The following is an 18,816-nucleotide window of genomic DNA, read 5'->3' as shown; positions in this document are numbered from 1 at the left end:
GGGATGATTTTATTGAGATTAATATTATTGGGACCTCCCGGGGCCGGAAAGGGTACTCAAGCAGATTATATTTGCTATAAATATAATATTCCCCATATATCAACGGGAGATATACTTAGAGCAAATATTAAAGAAAAAACTCAGTTGGGAGAAAAGGCAAAGTCATATATGGATAAAGGATTACTCGTACCAGATGAATTGATGGTTTCGATTATAAAAGACAGACTTATTAAAGAGGATTGTAAGGAAGGATTTCTCTTGGACGGATTTCCTCGAACAGTAAGTCAAGCCGATTCTTTAGAAATAGAGCTTAAAAATTTAAAACAAAAGCTAGACAAAGTGATAAATATAGATGTAGATAAAGGGGAATTGATAAGAAGAGCTGTGGGGAGAAGAATTTGTAAAAATTGCGGAACTGCCTATCATATTGAATTTAACCCTCCTAAGGTAAAAGGCAAATGTGATAAATGCAATGGAGAGCTTTTTCAAAGAAATGATGATACAGAAGAAGTGGTAGAAAAAAGAATAGAAGTTTATTTGAAACAAACAAAACCCCTTATTAAATACTATTTTGATAAAGGACTTCTTTTAAACATTGATGGCAATAAGAGTATAGATGAGGTTTCCCAAGATATTATGAATTCTTTGAAATAGAGATATAGAAATAATTATGTTTCTTTTTGGTCGGCAGCCCTTAATTGTCGGCTATAAGCACGGAGAGGTGAATTTAATGGAGGGAACTGGCGACATAGCCATTGGTCAAGTGGTTAAGTCTGGAGCTGGTCGAGACAAAGGTAATATATTTCTAATATTGGGCATAATTGATTATAAGTACGTTTATATTGTTGATGGAGAAATGAGGAAGATAAGTAATCCCAAGAAGAAAAAAATTAATCATCTAATAATATATAATACTGTATTTATAGAATTTCAGGATAAGATAAAAAACGGCGAAAAGATTAATAATGCTTATGTTAGAAAATTGCTAGAACCTTTCAAGAAAATGTTGTAAATTTATTTCGACAGGAGGTTCGATAAGTGCATGTCAAAGAAAGATGTTGTTGAAGTAGAAGGTATTGTAGTAGATGCTTTACCAAATGCTATTTTTAGGGTAAAATTAGAAAATGGGCATGAAATACTTGCTCATATTTCAGGAAAGTTGAGGATGAATTATATTAAGATACTTCCGGGAGATAAAGTAACTATCGAATTATCACCATATGATTTGACAAGAGGTAGGATTACATGGCGTAATAAGTAGTTTAGGAGGGATTTAGATGAAAGTTAGACCATCTGTTAAGAAGATGTGCGAAAAGTGTAAGATAATTAAAAGAAAAGGGAAAGTAATGGTGATTTGTGAAAACCCGAAACATAAGCAAAGACAAGGTTAATTTAATTTTGTAGTAACAAGTAATTTTTAGGAGGTGCAAACATCAATGGCGAGAATTGCCGGTATTGACTTACCAAGAGATAAGAGAGTAGAAATTGGTTTGACTTATATATATGGAATCGGAAGGCCAAGGTCAAATGAAATATTGAAAAAAGCTGCAATTAATCCCGATACCAGAGTTAAAGATCTGACTGAATCTGAAATTGCTTCCTTAAGAAGTATAATAGACTCTTATCATGTTGAAGGTGATTTAAGAAGAGAAGTAGCTTTAAATATTAAAAGATTGAAAGAGATTAATTGTTATAGAGGAATCCGTCATAAAAAAGGTTTACCAACAAGAGGCCAGAGAACTAAGACTAATGCCAGAACAAGAAAAGGTCCAAGTAAAGTTTCAGGAAAGAAAGGTAAGAAGTAGGTAAAGGAGGGATTTAATTTGGCAGGAAAAAAAGGTGTTAAAACTCGTGTTAAGAGAAGAGAACGTAAAAATATAGAAAGAGGTCAAGCCCATATTCAGTCAACCTTTAATAATACGATAGTTACTTTAAGCGATACTCAAGGAAATGTATTATCATGGGCCAGTGCAGGACAATTAGGCTTCAGGGGCTCAAGAAAGTCGACTCCTTTCGCAGCACAACAGGCTGCCGAAGAAGCAGCGAAAAAAGCAATGGAACATGGACTGAAGTCTGTAGAAGTTTATGTTAAAGGACCTGGTGCCGGCAGAGAAGCTGCAATAAGATCATTGCAAGCTGCTGGGTTAGAGGTCAGTCTAATAAAAGATGTTACGCCTATACCACATAATGGCTGTAGACCACCAAAACGCAGAAGAGTATAATATAGGAGGTGTTTAATGAATGGCAAGATATACTGGTGCTGTTTGTAGATTATGCCGTAGAGAAGGACAGAAGCTCTATTTAAAGGGAGATAAATGTTATACGGATAAATGTCAAATAGCAAAGGGAAGATATGCTCCCGGTCAACATGGTCAATCGAGAAAGAAATTGACTGAATATGGAGTTCAATTAAGAGAAAAACAAAAAGTTCGTAGATATTATGGAATTCAGGAATCCCAAATGCGAAGATATTTTTCTATGGCGGATAAGATGAAAGGGATAACAGGAGAAAATTTGTTAAAGATATTGGAATTAAGACTTGACAATGTAGTATTCAGAATGGGATTTGCATCATCAAGGGCAGAAGCCAGACAATTGGTAATGCATGGCCATTTCACAGTGAATGGAAGAAAAGTCGATATTCCATCTTATATAGTAAAAGTGGGAGATCAAATAGAAGTAAAACAAAAAAGCAAGAGTATTACCAAATTTAAAGATCTTGTAGAAAATCACAGAGGAACAACAGTCAGATGGATTGAAATAGACTTAGAAAATTTAAAGGGTAGAGTAGTCTCCGAGCCGACAAGAGAAGACATAGATTTGCCTATAGAAGAGCATTTAATAGTTGAGTTATATTCTAAGTAATATTTTAAGAATCAGTTACCCTCGTAGTAATAAAATATTTAATTTAAAGGAGGGTTAGAATGTTGGAAATTGAAAAACCTAAAATTGAAATAGTTGAAATGAGTGAAGACAATACCTATGGAAAATTTGTTGTGGAACCTTTGGAAAGAGGATACGGTACGACATTGGGGAATTCTTTGAGGAGGGTATTGCTTTCCTCGTTACCTGGTGCTGCCATATCTTCTATAAAAATTCAAGGAGTTTTACACGAGTTTACTACTATTCCGGGAGTGTTGGAAGATGTCCCTGAAATTATACTTAATATAAAGGGCATTGCGGCGAAGATGTATTCCGATGAACCGGTTATGTTGAAAATTGAAGTTGAAGGGCCTAAGGAAGTTACCGCAGGAGATATAATTACAGGTCCTGATGTTGAAATAGTAAATAAGGATCTCCATATTGCTACGGTAAATCAAGACGGAAAATTATATGTGGAATTGGAAATGATTAAAGGAAGAGGATATACAGTAGCGGAAAAAAATAAAAAGGAAGGGCAGCCTATAGGTGTTATTCCCATAGATTCAATTTTTACTCCGATTAGTAAAGTGAATTATAAAGTTGAAAATACGAGAGTAGGTCAAATTACGGATTATGATAAGTTGACATTAGAAGTATGGACTAATGGTACCATGAAGCCGGATGAAGCAACTTCTTTGGGAGCTAAAATACTTACTGAACATTTAAATCTATTTATTGGCCTTACCGAGCATGTAAATGACGTGGAAATAATGGTAGAAAAAGAAGAAGATAAAAAAGAAAAAGTTTTGGAAATGACGGTTGAAGAATTGGATTTATCTGTTAGAAGTTATAATTGCCTAAAGAGAGCAGGAATAAATACCGTGGAAGAATTAACTCAGAAAAGTGAAGAAGATATGATGAAGGTTAGAAACTTAGGCAAGAAATCCCTTGAAGAAGTGCAAAGGAAATTATCCGAATTGGGTTTAGCCCTCAGAAAGAATGATGATTAACAAGGCAAGAAGGAGGGATAATAGATGGCTGAACTAAGAAAACTTGGTCGTCCTACTGCCCATAGAAAGGCAATGCTTAGAAATCAAGTTTCAAGCTTGTTTGAACATGGTAAAATAGAGACCACAGTTACTAGAGCAAAAGAAACAAAAAGAATGGCAGATAAAATGATTACCCTTGGGAAAAGAGGAGATTTGCATGCAAGACGTCAAGCTTTAGCATATATATATAATGAAAATATAGTTAAAAAACTTTTTGACGAAATTGCACCTAATTACTCCGACAGAAAGGGAGGGTATACAAGGATAGTAAGAATTGGGCCACGAAATGGAGACGGAGCAGAGATGGCTATAATAGAATTGCTATAAAAGTGGGGGATTAAGTTTTCAAAACTTAGTCCCTTTTGTGGTTTTATGATTGATTTAGAGATTTCCTTGTGTTATTATTAAATAATGGAATTGTATATAAATGAGGGATAAAAATGTCTAATATAATGATAGAAATGAAAGATGTTACTTACGAATATACATCAGATGACGAGGAAAAATTTCAAGCGCTAAAGGGAGTTGATTTGGATATATATAAAGGAGAATTTTTAGCCATACTTGGACATAACGGTTCAGGAAAATCTACTCTTGCAAAGATGATGAATGCTCTTTTACTACCGACAACAGGACGGGTGTTTGTAAATGGCATGGATACCAGAGATGAAAGTAAGGTCTGGGATATCAGACAAACAGCGGGAATGGTCTTTCAAAATCCTGATAACCAATTAGTAGCAACAATAGTAGAAGAGGATGTTGCCTTCGGACCTGAAAATCAAGGAGTTCCCCCAAAGGAAATACGAAAAAGAGTAGACGAATCTTTAGAGACGGTAGAAATGAGTAAATATAAAAAGCATGCTCCTCATCTTCTGTCAGGAGGACAGAAACAGAGAGTTGCAATTGCAGGTATCCTTGCAATGAATCCGGAATGTATAATTTTAGATGAACCTACAGCAATGCTTGATCCAATTGGGAGAAAAGAAGTCATCAGTACTGTTAAGAAACTTAATAAAACAGAAAATAAAACTATAGTATTGATAACCCATTATATGGATGAAGCAGTAGAAGCGGATAGAATAATAGTAATGGAAGATGGAAATATTGTAATGGATGGAACCCCAAGGCAAATATTCAGTGAAGTTGAGAAAGTTAAAAAGATCGGATTAGATGTACCTCAGGTAACGGAATTGGCATATGAATTAAGACAGGAAGGAATAAATGTTCCTAAGGATATTTTGACTGTAGAAGAATTGGTGGAAGCGTTATGATAATAAAAACGGAAAATTTAAGTTATATATATAATCAAGGGAATCCTTTTGAAATTAAAGCATTGGATAATATAAATTTAGAATTTGAAGAGGGGGATTTTATCGGACTTATTGGGCATACAGGTTCCGGAAAATCAACCCTTGTTCAGCATTTTAACGGATTGATTAAGCCTACTTCGGGGAAAATATTTATAGATGGAGAAGATATTACCTCTAAAGAGGCGGATTTAAAAAAAATAAGACAAAAAGTAGGCCTTGTATTTCAGTATCCGGAGCATCAAATTTTTGAAGAAACCGTATATAAGGATATTGCTTTCGGACCTGCTAATTTAGGATTAGAGGAAAGTGAAATCGACAGAAGGATAAGGGAGTCTATGGAACTGGTAGGCCTTGATTTTAAGCAGTTGAAAGACAGATCGCCCTTTGAACTGAGTGGAGGACAGAAAAGAAGAGTAGCAATCGCGGGGATTTTATCCATGAAGCCTAAAGTACTTGTACTGGATGAGCCTACAGCAGGTTTGGACCCAGGAGGAAGAGATGAAATATTGGGAGAAATACAGGAACTTTACAGAAAGGAAAAAATTACCATTATATTAGTATCTCACAGTATGGAAGATATTGCAAAATTAGCAAATAAAGTAGTTGTTATGCATAAAGGCAAGGTAGTAATGGAAGGAAGTACAAGAGAAATATTTACTAAAGTAGAAGAATTGGAGAGATTAGGGCTTGGAGTTCCTCAAATTACTTATTTCATGAGAGAATATAAAAGAAGAGGTCACAAAGTGAGAGATGATATACTTACTGTAGAAGAGGCTAAAGATGAAATATTAAAATATTTAAGGAGTAATGGCAATGCTTAAAGATATAACCATAGGGCAATATTTTCCGGGAGAAACCATAATTCATAAATTAGATCCGAGAGTTAAGATAATTTTGACTTTTGTATTTATAATTTCATTATTTTTTATTAATAAATTTTATCCATATATTTTCATTTTTATTTTTGTATTGGTAACTACTAAATTATCCAAAGTGCCCTTTAAATATATATTTAAGGGAATAAAGCCTCTTATGTTTATCATAATAATAACTTTTCTTATAAATATGTTTATGACTAAAGGTGAAATACTTTGGGAGATAGGACCTCTGGACGTTACCAAAGAAGGATTAACTCAAGCTGTATTTATGGCATTAAGGCTTATATTTCTGATCATGGGAACTACATTATTGACCTTAACAACATCTCCTATATCATTGACAGACGGAATCGAAAAGCTTCTTTCTCCGTTAAAAAAGATAGGGGTTCCTGCTCATGAATTAGCCATGATGATGACAATAGCATTAAGATTTATTCCCACTTTGTTAGAAGAGACGGATAAGATTATGAAGGCTCAGATGGCAAGAGGAGCCGATTTTGAAAGCGGTAATATCCTTAAAAGAGCTAAAAGCTTGGTGCCATTGCTTGTGCCACTGTTTGTAAATGCTTTTAGAAGAGCAGACGAACTTGCCATGGCTATGGAAGCAAGATGCTACAGAGGAGGAGAACATAGAACCAGGCTTAATGAAATTAAACTCAAAAGAAGAGATTTTGTTGCATTAATCATAATGACAATTTTTTTTGGCGGCATTATAAGCACTAAATATTTTTAAGAGGGCTTCAAATGAAAAACATAAAGATTATTATAGAATATGACGGAACAAATTATTCGGGTTGGCAAAGACAACTTAATCAAGATACTATACAGGGAGAAATAGAAAAAGCAATTTTTAAATTAACGGGAGAAAATGTCAATTTGATTGGTTCGGGAAGAACAGACGCCGGAGTTCATGCATTAGGGCAAACAGCGAATTTTATAACTGATGTCAATATTCCTCCGGATAAAATTAAATTTGGATTAAATGCATTTCTTCCTCACGATATACGGATTTCGGATTCTGAAGAAGTTTCCCTTGATTTTCACTCCAGATATAATGTGAAAAGAAAAATATATAAATATTTAATATATAATAGGGCTGTGAAAAACCCCTTCTGGGGGAGGTATTCCTATTACTTTCCTCAAAGATTGAATTATGAATTGATGGAAAGGGAAATAAAGTATTTTTTAGGAGCTCATGATTTTACTTCTTTTTCATCTCCCAAGAGTAATTCTAAAGATAAAAATAGAATTATATACAATGCTTTACTTTTAAAGGATGGAGATTTGGTTATGGCTATCTTTGACGGAAATGGATTTTTATATAATATGGTTAGAATAATGATAGGAACTCTTGTAGACATTGGGAGAGGGAAAATTGCCGAAGGACAAATTCCATTTATAATGAAATCTCTTGATAGACAAAGAGCAGGTCACACTGCACCACCTCAAGGGTTATTTTTAGAGAAAGTTTTTTATGAATAGATTGAAATAAAGAATATTTCTTGACATTGACATAATCATGTATTAATATATAAATGGTTATTTATAAAAAGCCCCGGAAACTTTTTATATTATTAGAGTAGAAATGTTTGGAACAAGGAGGGAAAGAAATGAAGAGCTATATGGCTAAACCTACTGAAATAGATAGAAAATGGTATGTGATAGATGCTGAAGGAAAAGTATTAGGAAGACTTGCAACAGAAGTTGCGTCTATATTGAGAGGTAAGAAAAAACCTATATATACTCCCTATGTAGATACTGGTGACTTCGTTATAATTATAAATGCGGATAAAGTGGTTTTAACAGGAAAGAAACTGGAACAGAAATATTATAGATATCATAGCGGCCATCCCGGAGGGTTAAAAGAAATCCCATATGAAAAATTGATGGCGGCGAAACCTGAAAAAGTTATTGAACTTGCTGTAAAGGGAATGTTGCCTAAAAATGCTTTAGGAAGACAAATGTATAGAAAACTGAAGGTATACAGAGGACCTGTTCATAAGCATGAAGCACAAAAGCCTGAAGTTTATGAATTTTAGTTATAGAGAAAGGAGGAATGAAGTTGGCTAATATACAATTTTATGGAACTGGAAGAAGAAAAACCTCTATTGCAAGAGTAAGACTTGTTTCGGGCTCTGGCAATATAACAATAAATAAAAAAGATATGGACGACTACTTTGATTACGATACATTAAAAGCAATTATCCGAGAGCCTTTGGATATTACAAACACAGCGGATAAATATGATGTATTTGTTAATGTTCAAGGGGGAGGATTTACGGGTCAGGCAGGAGCTGTCAGACACGGAATATCAAGGGCACTTCTTGAAGCTGATGAAGAATTAAGACCTGTACTTAAAAAGGCTGGATTCCTTACAAGGGATTCAAGGATGAAAGAAAGAAAAAAATATGGTCTCAAGAAAGCAAGAAAGGCACCACAATTTTCAAAGAGATAGAAGATTTAGACACAAGGGGACGGTTCTCTTGTGTCTTTTTTTCTTTTCCTTTTGCACTTAAAAACCGCGGATTAACCGTGGTTCTATTTATGATTTCAATTTTTCAGCCCATTTAATATAGTTATCTACTACCCTATCCAAATATTTGATGGTTCTTTCATCAATAAAATTTCCCTCTTTATCAAAATGATCTTGTACATTTGCTATTAAAATCTGATTTCCCGGTAAATCAATAGCTGATATCCCGCCAGAATTTAAAACCTGTCGAAGATGAGCCTGACACCTGGCTGTACCAACATTGCCATTTGAAGCTCCAACTATAAAAGTAGGTTTATCCTTCATGACTCTATCAACTCTCGAACACCAGTCCAATGCATTTTTTAATGCTCCCGGAATGGAATGATTATATTCGGGTGTGACGAATAATATTCCTTCACTTGATTTAATTTGATTTTTAAATTCCTTTACTACCGTCGGAGGATCATCCTCTATATCTTCACTGAATAAAGGAAGATTTCCTATATTCAAAATCTCTATATCCATTTTTTCTTTATACCTGTTTTTCATAAACTCAGCTATTTTTCTATTATATGAATCCTTCCTTAAACTTCCTACTATTGCAACTATATTCATCAAATTACCCCCTCAACTATATATCTAAAATATTATTACCCATTTAATATAAAAAATATCACAACATATATGATATGCGCGGATTGTGCAAGACCACTGAAAAAAATACTCCCCAATTTTTTTAAAGATAGAAATTTTGCTTTTCTATAGAATCAGTTTAAGCCGTACCTGTAGGTATAATTTTTCATTTTAAAATCATTTGTGAATGTTGATTTTGCCCAAATTGTTGACATAAGCTCAAAAAAGTTGTTATAATATACTCCCAAGTTTGACAGTTGGAGAAAAGAAAAAGCTTGTAGGCTATTGAAAACAATAGGATACAAGCTTTTATAGATTAATATAAAAGTGCGGAATGTTTATCGATTTTTTGTCAGCTTAAAAATTTTTTTCATTTGTTTTAATGTTACGATTTCATAGTCAGTACGAAATCCGAATACCTCATGCAAGGCATCAGTAAAATCTGTTCTGGTGTATATGGGAATATATCCTTCTCCCTCTTCTAATTTAAAATTCATTTTACGTAAGCTGTTGATAATAGTACTACATGTAAACTTCTCTTCTAATTTTTTCTCCAATATCCTATAGATCAATAAAGCCATAAAACAGGTCATAAAATGTGCCTCAATCCTGTCATCACGGCTTAGGTGTACAGGCCTTGCTTTAAATTCACTTTTCATAATCCTGAATGATTCTTCAATTTCCCAGCGCTTTCTGTTTACTTTGACGATTATATCAACATCATCTTCAAGATTTGTACATACACCATAGAAACCGTCATATGTTTCTTCTTTTGATATAAGATCCGTATCTATGCTGTAAATCTCTTTTTTTGCTTGTTTCCCATCAGAAGTGTAATGTTTTTTTTCTATGAATCTTTTATAGTCATTTTGATTTGCCTTCTTTAATTTTGCTTTTGGATTTGTATTTATCAATTTCATAGCACGTTCAATCTGCGAGCTGCGTATCTTTCTATGATAATTTCTGTATTTTATTGAATATGTAACAACCAATCTTTGCTCTAATCCATCTTCTTTTATCCAGCGTTCTTTGTAAAATATTTTTTCAATATCATTTTTTTCATCAAGCTCCATGATATCGTAGACCCCATCATCTCCTGAAAGATGCCATCCTTTCGGATCAAGAGCCCAGTCTTTAAGATAGTTTTTCAATTTTTTGATCGATTGAGTTGTAATAAAAGCACGATCGTTTTTATCGTTGAATTTCCTGTTAGCATTAGACGCAAGCCCTGCATCAGTACATACCACAAATCTTGAAACATTGAAGTCTGACAAAATCTTTTTTTCCAAAGGCTTTAAGGTAAGCTGTTCATTTGTATTTCCTTTGCTGATTGAAAAAGCAAGAGGAATGCCGTTACCATCCATAAACATTCCCATCTGTACAATGGGGTTTGGTTTGTGATCTTTTCCAAAGCCATATTGTTTTAGTCCTTCTGATTGTTCAATTTCGAAAAAGTAATTAGTGCAGTCGTAATAAAGAATCCCGGTGTTTCGTTTAGAAACCTTTAAACTGTTTTGATACAAAGATGATTGAATAAAATCTGATTCCTTTGAAATGATTTCAAGTGCCCTGTATATATGCTGGAGTTGAAAATCCGGCGGTTCAATTAATTCAGAAGAAAGTTCATAGGTCGACAGTTTAGAACCGGGGAAAAGTATTCTGCCATAAATTAACCTTGAAAGAATGGAATCTAAATTAAAATTGAATTTATGTTTTTTTTTAATTTCGCTGCAGATATTATGTATCCCTAAATCATGATAAATTTTCTGGAGGAATAGGTAGCCACCATTGAAACTAAATTGAACATCTTTTTTCAATAATCTTGATGGAGAGTACTTAGCAATAACATCAGTTTCTTTGCCTTCTTTTTCAAGGAGATTCATCTGAGCAATATATTTTTTTGCCCATTCAACAGGATCTTCGCCGCCCAACTTTTTTTCCAATTCGGCAACAGTGCCTAATTTTTCAACTATTTTAGTAGTCCTTTTACCATTGACCACAACATCTTTTTTAACATAAAGTGAAGTAGCATTTTTAGATTTAGAGATTGATAACCTCATGGACGACACCTCCTATATATAAGAATATTATAACACATTCCGGCCTATTCCGCAATATAAATATTTTAAATTTGACAAAAAATAAAGCCATTTCAATGACTTTAGCGATTTTTTTATTCTTCAACTGTCAAAGACCCGTGTAGGTATAATTTTTCATTTTAAAATCATTTGTGAATGTTGATTTTGCCCAAATTGTTGACATAAGCTCAAAAAAGTTGTTATAATATACTTAATATAAAAGATAAAAATTTATATAATAAGAACATGTCTGGAAAAGAATAAAAAATAAGGAGAGGTGTAAAGATGGGCTTTAAGGTTAGCTGCTATATGCAAGATTATCTTGCTGTAGTTCAGAACATAACATTTGATTTTGGATGCCGTAGGGGAAGTGTGTCCAAAATTAGATATTATGTAAACTAACTTCAAGTAGCATCTTTATACTTTTCGGTTGAAATATATTATTATAGCCTCATTAAACCTAAGTAGAAAGAACCTACTTAGGTTTTTTTGTACGCACTAAAGGGTGGGTGGGTTGATTTTTGATATTTTTTGAAAACTTTAAATGCGTTACTATGGAGGTTGTTAAAATGAACTATAAAAAAAGCTTACGAAGAAATATAAAATTGAACTATATATTTATTTTTTTAAACAGATTGGATTTAACCCAAGGAGTGTGGATGCTATACTTGGCTAATAAAGGTTTGTCTCTTGCTAAACTTGGACTTTTAGAGGGTATATTTCACATAACTTCTTTTTTCATGGAAGTACCCACAGGAGCTGTGGCCGATATTTATGGAAGAAAGGTCAGCAGAACCTTGGGAAGAGCGTTTTTTATTATAAGTAATATTGTATTAGTCTTATCAACTAACTTTTATTTATTTGCCCTTTCCTTTTCGATACTTGCTGTATCGTATAACTTAGAGTCTGGGGCAGGGGAAGCCTTGCTTTATGATTCCCTTATGGAATTAGGAGAAGAGAAAACCTATATGAAGATAAATGGATTTAATGAAATGATATTGGAGATAAGCTGTATATTTGCCCTTACCTTAGGGGGATACTTAGCTCATAAGAACTATGTGTGGCCTTTTGCATTAAGTGCGGCATTTGCAGGTATAGCTCTTTTAGAATCTTTGCTATTTCAAGAACCCAGTATAGGTAGAAATAAGAATTTGGCCAATATTCATCCTTTTAAAGTTTTTAAAGACCAAACATTGGATAGCTTTAAAATAGTAAAAAATACTAAGAAAATATCGCTATTGATTGTTTTTGCAGAAGTTATGTCGGTGTTTGGAACGAGTTTATTTTATTATTTGCAAAACTATTGGAAGGACAGCGGATTAAATGAATTTAGAATAGGAGTTATATTTGCCGTTTCTTCGCTGATAAATGCCTTTGTAGCTCCAAATGTTCATAAAATAGAAAAGCTTTTTAAAGAACATCTTTTATTAATATTTTTACCCATAGTTACATGCATTTGTATATGGGGGATAAGCTTTACAAGATATTCTTATATATTTTTTATAGCTGTAGAGATATTTGAAACCATAATGTACATTGTAACGAGTGACTATTTAAATAAACTTATTCCCAGCGAAAATAGATCAACCATCCTATCTTTTCAGAGTATGGTGTTTAGCTTTTTCATGATATTCATATTTCCTCTCATAGGAAAAATAGGAGATATATTTACTCTAAGTACTTCATTTAAATTTTTAGGAATTGCTTCTTCAATTTTTGCTGTGCTGAATATTTTTATAACTTCATCTATGGAGAAAAATTTATATAATAGATAACCAGATGGAAACAGAAAAATGACACAAGAGAACCGTCCCCTTGTGTTCACTTGCGTTGCAGTGTGTGGGGAGAGTAGCAATAAAGTTATCTGATTGCAATTTAATAACTTGAGTTTTTGATTTACCGGTATTATAATAGTATTGCATTTATAAATGCAAATCATTTGCAAATATGATATTGTTATAATGAAATATGTTGAGGAGCAAAATCATTTTTTATTTTAATATTATAGTTTTTGTCATGTTCTGTTATACTGTTAGAAAATCAATTTTTGTATGTAATAAAAAAAGAGTGTAAAAGGGAAAATTTAAAGGAGATGTATGATTATGAAAATAAAACGCGTTCCGATCACGCTTCTCACGGGATACCTTGGGGCGGGTAAAACCACTGTGGTTAACTATGTACTACGTAACCAAAGCGGCATGAAAGTGGCAATAATTACAAATGATATGGGTGAGATCAATGTTGATGCGGACCTAATTGAAAAAGAAAACAGTATATCACGTAACGACAAAAGCCTTGTTGCCTTGTCAAACGGTTGTATCTGCTGTACGCTTCGTACGGATTTGATAAAGCAAATTGCAGAACTTGTAAAGCCTAACTGCTTTGATTATATTCTTATAGAAGCAAGCGGCATTTGTGAACCTCTTCCCATTGCCCAGGCCCTTACTTTACTTGACGGAAGTCTGGGGAATGGACAACTTCCAAAAATCTGCAGGCTGGACACTATTGCGACTATTGTGGATGCATACCGTTTGGTATCCGAATTTATGGGGGGTACAACATTGCTTCATACTAATGAGTTGGATGATGAGGATATTGCGCGGCTTCTTGTGGAACAAATCGAGTTTTGCAACCTAATTATTTTGAACAAAGTTGATTTGGTCAGCAAGGAACAGCTTCATGATATTAAAACAATCCTACAAACTTTACAGCCGTCTGCAGAAATCATCGAGACCAGTTATGGAAAAGTAGCCCCTGAAAAAATTCTAAATGCCCACCGGTTTAATTTCGAAAAAGCTTGCGTTTCTCCGGGTTGGATTCAGGAAATAGCAAAAGCCAAGGATGGTGAAAGAGAAGGGGAAGAAGAGGAATATGGAATTAATTCCTTTGTGTATTCCAGAAAACAACCTTTCAGTCAGAAAAAGCTTAATCAATGGATAAAAAAGTGGCCGGAAAATGTTGTACGATGTAAAGGTCTCATATGGCTACATGACCATAACGATACAAGTTTTCTGTTTGAGCAGGCAGGGAAATCAATTGATATAACACCCTTCGGGCGTTGGCTTGCAGTCGGCACAAAGCAGGAACAGAAGGCTGCTTTTGCCAAGAATCCCAGTATTAAAAAAGATTGGGACCCTCATTACGGAGACCGTAAAACAATGCTTGTTTTTATCGGTCTACATTTGGACAAAGAAAAGATTACAGCATCATTGGATAATTGCTTAATCTAAAAAAGATTTCAACATTAAGGAACTCCCACAAGTTTCCTCGGAACAAAAAAGTGTATATTTTAGAAACACCAAAATTTCGGTGTTTTATTTTTTTTGTAATATTGACAGAACTTTTTGTATATATTTGAAATTGTATGAAAGGGGGAGATACGTATGAAGGTACTAGTTATTAACAAAAAAATTGTATATTTGTTTTTAATTGCCATAGTCGGAATTATAATATTTTTAATTGCTTACAGGAGAATTACAATGGAAACTTTTTATCTTCCCATAACTAATAAGATTATAGGGATAGATTCAGGTCATGGAGGAATAGATCCGGGGGCAGTGGGAAAGGAAGGAACAACAGAAAAAGATATAAATTTAAAAATTGCATTAAAGCTTAAAAGATATATTGAGCAAAGTGGGGGTATTCCTATACTTACAAGAGAGAATGAAAAAGGATTATATACACAAAAATCAAAGACATTAAAAGAAAAGAAAAGTGAAGATTTGAAAAGAAGGAAAGAGATAATAGAAGAAAATAAATGCGATGTATTTGTAACTATACATTTAAACAGTTTTACAAAATCCAAATATTCGGGAGCTCATGTATTCTATAAGAAAGATTGTTTGGAAAGCAAACGTATGGCCGATTTAGTCCAAGAAGAATTAAGAAATGTTCTTGACAAAGATAACAGAAGAGTTCCACAGGGAAGAGATGATGTATATTTATTGAGAGAAGTGAATGTACCCACTATATTGGTGGAATGTGGATTTTTATCGAATACAAAAGAGGAAAAGCTGCTAAATGACGATAAATATCAGGAGAAAATTGCTTGGGCTATATATGTGGGATTAATGAGATACTTTAACGAATGAGAATGATAAATAATTTTTTTTGTGGATAAATTGCTGTGGATAATAATAGTTTATGTTGATAAAAAATATTATGTAAATTTATTTTAGAAAAATAATTGTAATTATAATTATTATTATGGTTTACATAAGTTATCCACTTCAACCTGTGGATAATGTGGATAAAGTGGATTAATCTTTTTATTATCAATAAAAAAAATTAATAAATATTTAACAATATATTTATAATAAGGAATTGATAAAAAAGTAACATAGTAGTATACTGTTATATATAGAAGCTAATAAGGGGGATTGTGACATGACTACTATAAATGTTTGCATAGGAAGCGCCTGTCATCTGAAAGGTTCTTATAATATAATAAACAGATTTCAAGATTTAATAAAGAAGAACAATATGGATGATGAGGTTGTTGTGAAAGCTGCATTTTGCCTTGGAGAATGTACAAAAGCTGTTTCAGTTAAAGTAGATGAGGGTGAAGTATATTCAGTAAATGATACTAACGTGGAAGAGTTTTTTAATAAATATGTAATAGGGAGAGTATAAAATGGAACTCCTAAACTTCAACAAAGCAAATTGTAAACATTGTTATAAGTGTTTAAGAGTGTGCCCGGTTAAAGCTATTAAATTCAAGAATGACCAGGCAAGTATAGTTGAAGAAAGATGCATTGCATGTGGCCATTGTTTTATAGCCTGTCCTCAAAATGCCAGAAAAGTAAAAAGCGATTTAAATGATATAAAAGAAGCTATTAAAGAGAAGCGAAGAATCGTCGCAACAGTTGCTCCATCGTTTGTAGGTTCTTTTTCTACTGATTTTGCAGAAAAGATTGTTACAGTATTAAAAAAATTAGGTATTGATTATGTAGAAGAAACAGCGGTAGGTGCTGATATAGTAGCTAATTTATATAAAAAGAAATTAAAAGAAAAAAATTATAAAAATATTATTACTACCTGCTGCCCTTCTGCTAATTTTTTGATAGAGAAATATTTTCCTTCATTGACAAAGTATATGTTCCCTATAGTATCTCCTATGATAGCTCATGGAAAGCTTATTAAGCGAGTGTATGGAATGGATACCTTTGTCATATTTATAGGGCCTTGTATATCTAAGAAGGTAGAAGCTAAGGAAGCTCAGCATGATGATGTAATCGATGCTGTTATGACTTTTGAAGAATTGAAAGAATGGGTTTATGAGAGCCAATTGGACATAGATAATATGGAATATACACCTTTTGATAGATCTTCTACGGAACGGGGCAGAAATTTTCCCTTAAAGGGAGGTGTACTTGGAAGTTTTTTAGACGATCATATCAGAAGTAAATATGACGTCATGAATATAGATGGAATAGATGAGTGCATTGATATGTTAAATACCCTTATGAAAGATGATACTGAAGGATTATGTGTAGAATTAAATGCTTGTCGGGAAGGATGCATTAATGGGCCCGGGGTTCCGAAAGATAGTTTGGGTAAGTATGAAAGAAAGAGGATAGTAAAAAGATATGTTAATTATGAAAATGAAAATTTTACGACAGATGAAATAGATATCCCTGAAGACATAGATTTTGGGAAAGTTTTCGTGGATAAGTCTTTCTATAGACCTAAAGCTGACGAAGCTACAATACAGTCCATATTAAGGTCTATTGATAAGTTTACGCCTGAGGATGAATTAAACTGCGGTGCTTGTGGATATTCTACGTGTAGAGAAAAGGTACAAGCTGTATATGAAGGGATGGCAGAAAAAAGTATGTGCATGCCTTATATGAAGAGCAGAGCAGAAAGGCTTTCAAATCATATTTTTGAAAGTAGTCCTAATGCTATATTTGTTGTTGACGAAGATTTGAAGGTAGTGGAGTTTAATAAAGTATGTGAAAAAATATTCAATATTAAATCCGGGGAAATAATGGGGAAACCCATATCGGTTATATTGGATGATGAAATATTTCGTAAGGTAATAGAAACTCAAGATAACATAATACTTCAAAAGGTTTATTATAAAGAGTATGGAATGTTGTTCCTGCAGAATATTATTTTAATAGAAAAGGAAAATGCTCTTCTTGTAATAATGACAGATATAACAGATGAGGAGAAAAGTAAAGAAGAGCTGGTGAAAATAAAAGAGAATGCTCTCCAAGCAGCACAAGATGTTATTGAGAAACAGATGAGAGTTGCCCAAGAAATAGCAGGGCTTTTGGGAGAAACTACTGCAGAAACAAAAGTTGTTCTGACGAAATTGAAGGAATTGGTTCTTAAAGATGGTGATGTGAAGTGAGCGAAGAATATTTTGTAGATATAGCTTATCGCAGCATAAATAAAGATGGAGAAGAGCTGTGCGGAGACAAAGTAGAAATTATCAGAGAAGATAATAGAAATATGATAGTTATGGCGGATGGATTGGGAAGTGGAGTGAAAGCCAATATTCTTTCAACTCTTACTTCCAAAATTGTAATTTCAATGCTTGAAGGCGGCATTAATATTTATGAAACCGTAGATACTGTTATTCATACTCTTCCTGTATGTAAAGTTAGAAAATTAGCCTATTCTACTTTTACCATAGCTGAAATATTTGAAGATGGAAGGACATATATTGCTGAATATGATAATCCTCCGATATTTTTAATTAGAGATGGAAAACTTGTTGATTTAAAGAGAAGGGAAACTCAAATTAGTAATACTGTAGTTCGGGAATGTAATTTAACCTTGCAGAAAAATGATTTATTAGCTATAGTTAGTGATGGAGTGGTTCATGCAGGAGTAGGAGGCATATTGAATCTCGGATGGCAGTGGAAAAATGTCGGAGAGTATTTATGTAAAGTAGCATTGAAAGAAAAAAGTGCAGGTAAAATATCTAAAGCCTTGATTGATACATGTGAATATTTATATGGAGACAAACCAGGAGATGATACTACGGTTGTTATTGCTAAGATAAGAAAGCCTGAAATAGTAGATCTGTTTACTGGTCCTCCTAAGGACTCGTCAAATGATGCTAAAACCGTGGAAAATTTAATGAATGGAAAGGGAAAAAAAGTTGTCTGTGGGGGTACCGCTGCAAAGATTGTTGCACGGGAACTTGGCAGGGAAATTATAACCAATATGGATTTTATCGATCCTGAAGTACCTCCGACAGCGGAAATAGAGGGGATAGATTTGGTTACAGAAGGGGTTTTAACATTGAGTAAGGCGGTGGAGAAAATTAAAAGGTATATTAATTCTCCATATAAGGACAATCTTTTTTATAGTTTTAATAAAAATGATGGAGCCTCAAAGTTGGTCAGATTATTAATTGAGGATTGTACTCATTTAAATTTGTGGGTAGGAAAGGCCATAAATCCCGCTCATCAAAATCCTGATTTTCCCGCAGACTTAAGTATTAAACTGAAAGTGGTACAGGAATTGGTGGCTGAAATGAAAGCATTGGGTACAAAAGTTAACGTAATTTATGTATAA

At 33.5% G+C, this 18,816-nt stretch carries 23 protein-coding genes; 21 read left to right on the top strand and 2 right to left on the bottom strand.

Features of this window, described 5'->3' with window-relative positions:
- Positions 1-12: 12 nt before the first annotated feature.
- The 15 genes from EQM13_RS14300 (at position 13) to rpsI (ending at position 8,554) form a co-directional block, all read left to right on the top strand.
- Positions 13-654, top strand: a complete 642-nt coding sequence (locus EQM13_RS14300; RefSeq protein ID WP_071140224.1) for an adenylate kinase — start codon at positions 13-15, stop codon at positions 652-654.
- Positions 655-730: 76 nt separating this feature from the next.
- On the top strand, positions 731-1,012 hold the full coding sequence (locus tag EQM13_RS14295) for a KOW domain-containing RNA-binding protein (protein ID WP_071140225.1): 282 nt from the start codon (positions 731-733) through the stop codon (positions 1,010-1,012).
- A gap of 30 nt (positions 1,013-1,042) precedes the next feature.
- Complete coding sequence (gene infA, locus EQM13_RS14290) at positions 1,043-1,261, top strand: translation initiation factor IF-1 (RefSeq protein WP_071140226.1); 219 nt, start codon at positions 1,043-1,045, stop codon at positions 1,259-1,261.
- Positions 1,262-1,277: 16 nt separating this feature from the next.
- Positions 1,278-1,391, top strand: a complete 114-nt coding sequence (gene rpmJ / locus EQM13_RS14285; protein ID WP_004824776.1) for a 50S ribosomal protein L36 — start codon at positions 1,278-1,280, stop codon at positions 1,389-1,391.
- A gap of 45 nt (positions 1,392-1,436) precedes the next feature.
- Positions 1,437-1,805 (top strand): 30S ribosomal protein S13, encoded by a 369-nt coding sequence (gene rpsM / locus EQM13_RS14280; protein ID WP_071140227.1) that lies wholly within the window; start codon positions 1,437-1,439, stop codon positions 1,803-1,805.
- 18 nt (positions 1,806-1,823) lie between these two features.
- A complete protein-coding gene (gene rpsK / locus EQM13_RS14275; RefSeq protein ID WP_071140228.1) occupies positions 1,824-2,222 on the top strand; it encodes a 30S ribosomal protein S11 in 399 nt (132 codons plus the stop codon).
- A gap of 19 nt (positions 2,223-2,241) precedes the next feature.
- On the top strand, positions 2,242-2,865 hold the full coding sequence (gene rpsD, locus EQM13_RS14270; RefSeq protein WP_071140229.1) for a 30S ribosomal protein S4: 624 nt from the start codon (positions 2,242-2,244) through the stop codon (positions 2,863-2,865).
- A 59-nt stretch (positions 2,866-2,924) separates the two neighbouring features.
- Complete coding sequence (locus EQM13_RS14265; RefSeq protein ID WP_071140230.1) at positions 2,925-3,872, top strand: DNA-directed RNA polymerase subunit alpha; 948 nt, start codon at positions 2,925-2,927, stop codon at positions 3,870-3,872.
- Positions 3,873-3,896: 24 nt separating this feature from the next.
- Positions 3,897-4,238, top strand: coding sequence for a 50S ribosomal protein L17 (rplQ, locus tag EQM13_RS14260; protein WP_071140231.1), 342 nt, complete (start codon positions 3,897-3,899; stop codon positions 4,236-4,238).
- A gap of 125 nt (positions 4,239-4,363) precedes the next feature.
- Positions 4,364-5,182 carry an energy-coupling factor transporter ATPase gene (locus EQM13_RS14255; RefSeq protein WP_200796114.1) on the top strand — a complete coding sequence of 273 codons (819 nt, stop codon included), beginning with the start codon at positions 4,364-4,366 and terminating at the stop codon, positions 5,180-5,182.
- On the top strand, positions 5,179-6,042 hold the full coding sequence (locus tag EQM13_RS14250) for an energy-coupling factor transporter ATPase (RefSeq protein WP_128753051.1): 864 nt from the start codon (positions 5,179-5,181) through the stop codon (positions 6,040-6,042). Before EQM13_RS14255 ends, EQM13_RS14250 begins: the two co-directional genes overlap by 4 nt.
- Complete coding sequence (locus tag EQM13_RS14245) at positions 6,035-6,832, top strand: energy-coupling factor transporter transmembrane component T family protein (RefSeq protein ID WP_071140234.1); 798 nt, start codon at positions 6,035-6,037, stop codon at positions 6,830-6,832. Before EQM13_RS14250 ends, EQM13_RS14245 begins: the two co-directional genes overlap by 8 nt.
- Before the next feature lie 11 nt (positions 6,833-6,843).
- On the top strand, positions 6,844-7,581 hold the full coding sequence (gene truA, locus EQM13_RS14240) for a tRNA pseudouridine(38-40) synthase TruA (RefSeq protein WP_128753050.1): 738 nt from the start codon (positions 6,844-6,846) through the stop codon (positions 7,579-7,581).
- A gap of 128 nt (positions 7,582-7,709) precedes the next feature.
- A complete protein-coding gene (rplM, locus tag EQM13_RS14235; protein ID WP_071140236.1) occupies positions 7,710-8,138 on the top strand; it encodes a 50S ribosomal protein L13 in 429 nt (142 codons plus the stop codon).
- Positions 8,139-8,161: 23 nt separating this feature from the next.
- Positions 8,162-8,554: a 30S ribosomal protein S9 gene (rpsI, locus tag EQM13_RS14230; RefSeq protein WP_114218426.1), complete on the top strand. Its 393-nt coding sequence runs from the start codon at positions 8,162-8,164 to the stop codon at positions 8,552-8,554.
- An 87-nt stretch (positions 8,555-8,641) separates the two neighbouring features.
- On the opposite strand, the gene EQM13_RS14225 is transcribed toward rpsI, so the two are convergent.
- A complete protein-coding gene (locus tag EQM13_RS14225; RefSeq protein WP_071140238.1) occupies positions 8,642-9,187 on the bottom strand; it encodes an NADPH-dependent FMN reductase in 546 nt (181 codons plus the stop codon).
- Between the two features lie 356 nt (positions 9,188-9,543).
- Complete coding sequence (locus EQM13_RS14220; RefSeq protein ID WP_128752783.1) at positions 9,544-11,265, bottom strand: IS1634 family transposase; 1,722 nt, start codon at positions 11,263-11,265, stop codon at positions 9,544-9,546.
- A 587-nt stretch (positions 11,266-11,852) separates the two neighbouring features.
- Between EQM13_RS14220 and EQM13_RS14215 the strand changes: the two genes are divergently transcribed.
- The 6 genes from EQM13_RS14215 to EQM13_RS14190 all read left to right on the top strand — a co-directional run bounded on the left by EQM13_RS14215 (position 11,853) and on the right by EQM13_RS14190 (position 18,816).
- A complete protein-coding gene (locus tag EQM13_RS14215) occupies positions 11,853-13,058 on the top strand; it encodes an MFS transporter (RefSeq protein WP_161567264.1) in 1,206 nt (401 codons plus the stop codon).
- A 327-nt stretch (positions 13,059-13,385) separates the two neighbouring features.
- Complete coding sequence (locus tag EQM13_RS14210) at positions 13,386-14,513, top strand: CobW family GTP-binding protein (protein ID WP_128753048.1); 1,128 nt, start codon at positions 13,386-13,388, stop codon at positions 14,511-14,513.
- Between the two features lie 153 nt (positions 14,514-14,666).
- Complete coding sequence (gene cwlD / locus EQM13_RS14205; protein ID WP_128753047.1) at positions 14,667-15,374, top strand: N-acetylmuramoyl-L-alanine amidase CwlD; 708 nt, start codon at positions 14,667-14,669, stop codon at positions 15,372-15,374.
- A 295-nt stretch (positions 15,375-15,669) separates the two neighbouring features.
- Positions 15,670-15,915: a (2Fe-2S) ferredoxin domain-containing protein gene (locus EQM13_RS14200; protein WP_114218431.1), complete on the top strand. Its 246-nt coding sequence runs from the start codon at positions 15,670-15,672 to the stop codon at positions 15,913-15,915.
- Position 15,916: 1 nt separating this feature from the next.
- Positions 15,917-17,641 (top strand): [Fe-Fe] hydrogenase large subunit C-terminal domain-containing protein, encoded by a 1,725-nt coding sequence (locus EQM13_RS14195; RefSeq protein WP_128753046.1) that lies wholly within the window; start codon positions 15,917-15,919, stop codon positions 17,639-17,641.
- Complete coding sequence (locus EQM13_RS14190; RefSeq protein ID WP_170177316.1) at positions 17,638-18,816, top strand: SpoIIE family protein phosphatase; 1,179 nt, start codon at positions 17,638-17,640, stop codon at positions 18,814-18,816. Before EQM13_RS14195 ends, EQM13_RS14190 begins: the two co-directional genes overlap by 4 nt.

The sequence above is a fragment of the Acidilutibacter cellobiosedens genome, assembly GCF_004103715.1.
Classification (GTDB): Bacteria; Bacillota; Clostridia; order Tissierellales; family Acidilutibacteraceae; genus Acidilutibacter; species Acidilutibacter cellobiosedens.
The sequence above is the reverse complement of the archived record's forward strand: the minus strand, read 5'-3'. Positions and strand labels throughout refer to the sequence as shown.

What these genes read in the sequence shown, in the direction of transcription:
- EQM13_RS14265 (WP_071140230.1), top strand. Translation starts at nt 2,925, where the DNA reads ATGTTGGAAATTGAAAAACCTAAAATTGAAATAGTTGAAATGAGTGAA.
- EQM13_RS14195 (WP_128753046.1), top strand. Translation starts at nt 15,917, where the DNA reads ATGGAACTCCTAAACTTCAACAAAGCAAATTGTAAACATTGTTATAAG.
- rplQ (WP_071140231.1), top strand. Translation starts at nt 3,897, where the DNA reads ATGGCTGAACTAAGAAAACTTGGTCGTCCTACTGCCCATAGAAAGGCA.
- rpsM (WP_071140227.1), top strand. Translation starts at nt 1,437, where the DNA reads ATGGCGAGAATTGCCGGTATTGACTTACCAAGAGATAAGAGAGTAGAA.
- truA (WP_128753050.1), top strand. Translation starts at nt 6,844, where the DNA reads ATGAAAAACATAAAGATTATTATAGAATATGACGGAACAAATTATTCG.
- EQM13_RS14200 (WP_114218431.1), top strand. Translation starts at nt 15,670, where the DNA reads ATGACTACTATAAATGTTTGCATAGGAAGCGCCTGTCATCTGAAAGGT.
- EQM13_RS14220 (WP_128752783.1), bottom strand. Translation starts at nt 11,265, where the DNA reads ATGAGGTTATCAATCTCTAAATCTAAAAATGCTACTTCACTTTATGTT.
- EQM13_RS14210 (WP_128753048.1), top strand. Translation starts at nt 13,386, where the DNA reads ATGAAAATAAAACGCGTTCCGATCACGCTTCTCACGGGATACCTTGGG.
- EQM13_RS14250 (WP_128753051.1), top strand. Translation starts at nt 5,179, where the DNA reads ATGATAATAAAAACGGAAAATTTAAGTTATATATATAATCAAGGGAAT.
- EQM13_RS14245 (WP_071140234.1), top strand. Translation starts at nt 6,035, where the DNA reads ATGCTTAAAGATATAACCATAGGGCAATATTTTCCGGGAGAAACCATA.
- EQM13_RS14215 (WP_161567264.1), top strand. Translation starts at nt 11,853, where the DNA reads ATGAACTATAAAAAAAGCTTACGAAGAAATATAAAATTGAACTATATA.
- rplM (WP_071140236.1), top strand. Translation starts at nt 7,710, where the DNA reads ATGAAGAGCTATATGGCTAAACCTACTGAAATAGATAGAAAATGGTAT.
- rpsD (WP_071140229.1), top strand. Translation starts at nt 2,242, where the DNA reads ATGGCAAGATATACTGGTGCTGTTTGTAGATTATGCCGTAGAGAAGGA.
- EQM13_RS14295 (WP_071140225.1), top strand. Translation starts at nt 731, where the DNA reads ATGGAGGGAACTGGCGACATAGCCATTGGTCAAGTGGTTAAGTCTGGA.
- rpmJ (WP_004824776.1), top strand. Translation starts at nt 1,278, where the DNA reads ATGAAAGTTAGACCATCTGTTAAGAAGATGTGCGAAAAGTGTAAGATA.
- infA (WP_071140226.1), top strand. Translation starts at nt 1,043, where the DNA reads ATGTCAAAGAAAGATGTTGTTGAAGTAGAAGGTATTGTAGTAGATGCT.
- EQM13_RS14225 (WP_071140238.1), bottom strand. Translation starts at nt 9,187, where the DNA reads ATGAATATAGTTGCAATAGTAGGAAGTTTAAGGAAGGATTCATATAAT.
- cwlD (WP_128753047.1), top strand. Translation starts at nt 14,667, where the DNA reads ATGAAGGTACTAGTTATTAACAAAAAAATTGTATATTTGTTTTTAATT.
- EQM13_RS14255 (WP_200796114.1), top strand. Translation starts at nt 4,364, where the DNA reads ATGATAGAAATGAAAGATGTTACTTACGAATATACATCAGATGACGAG.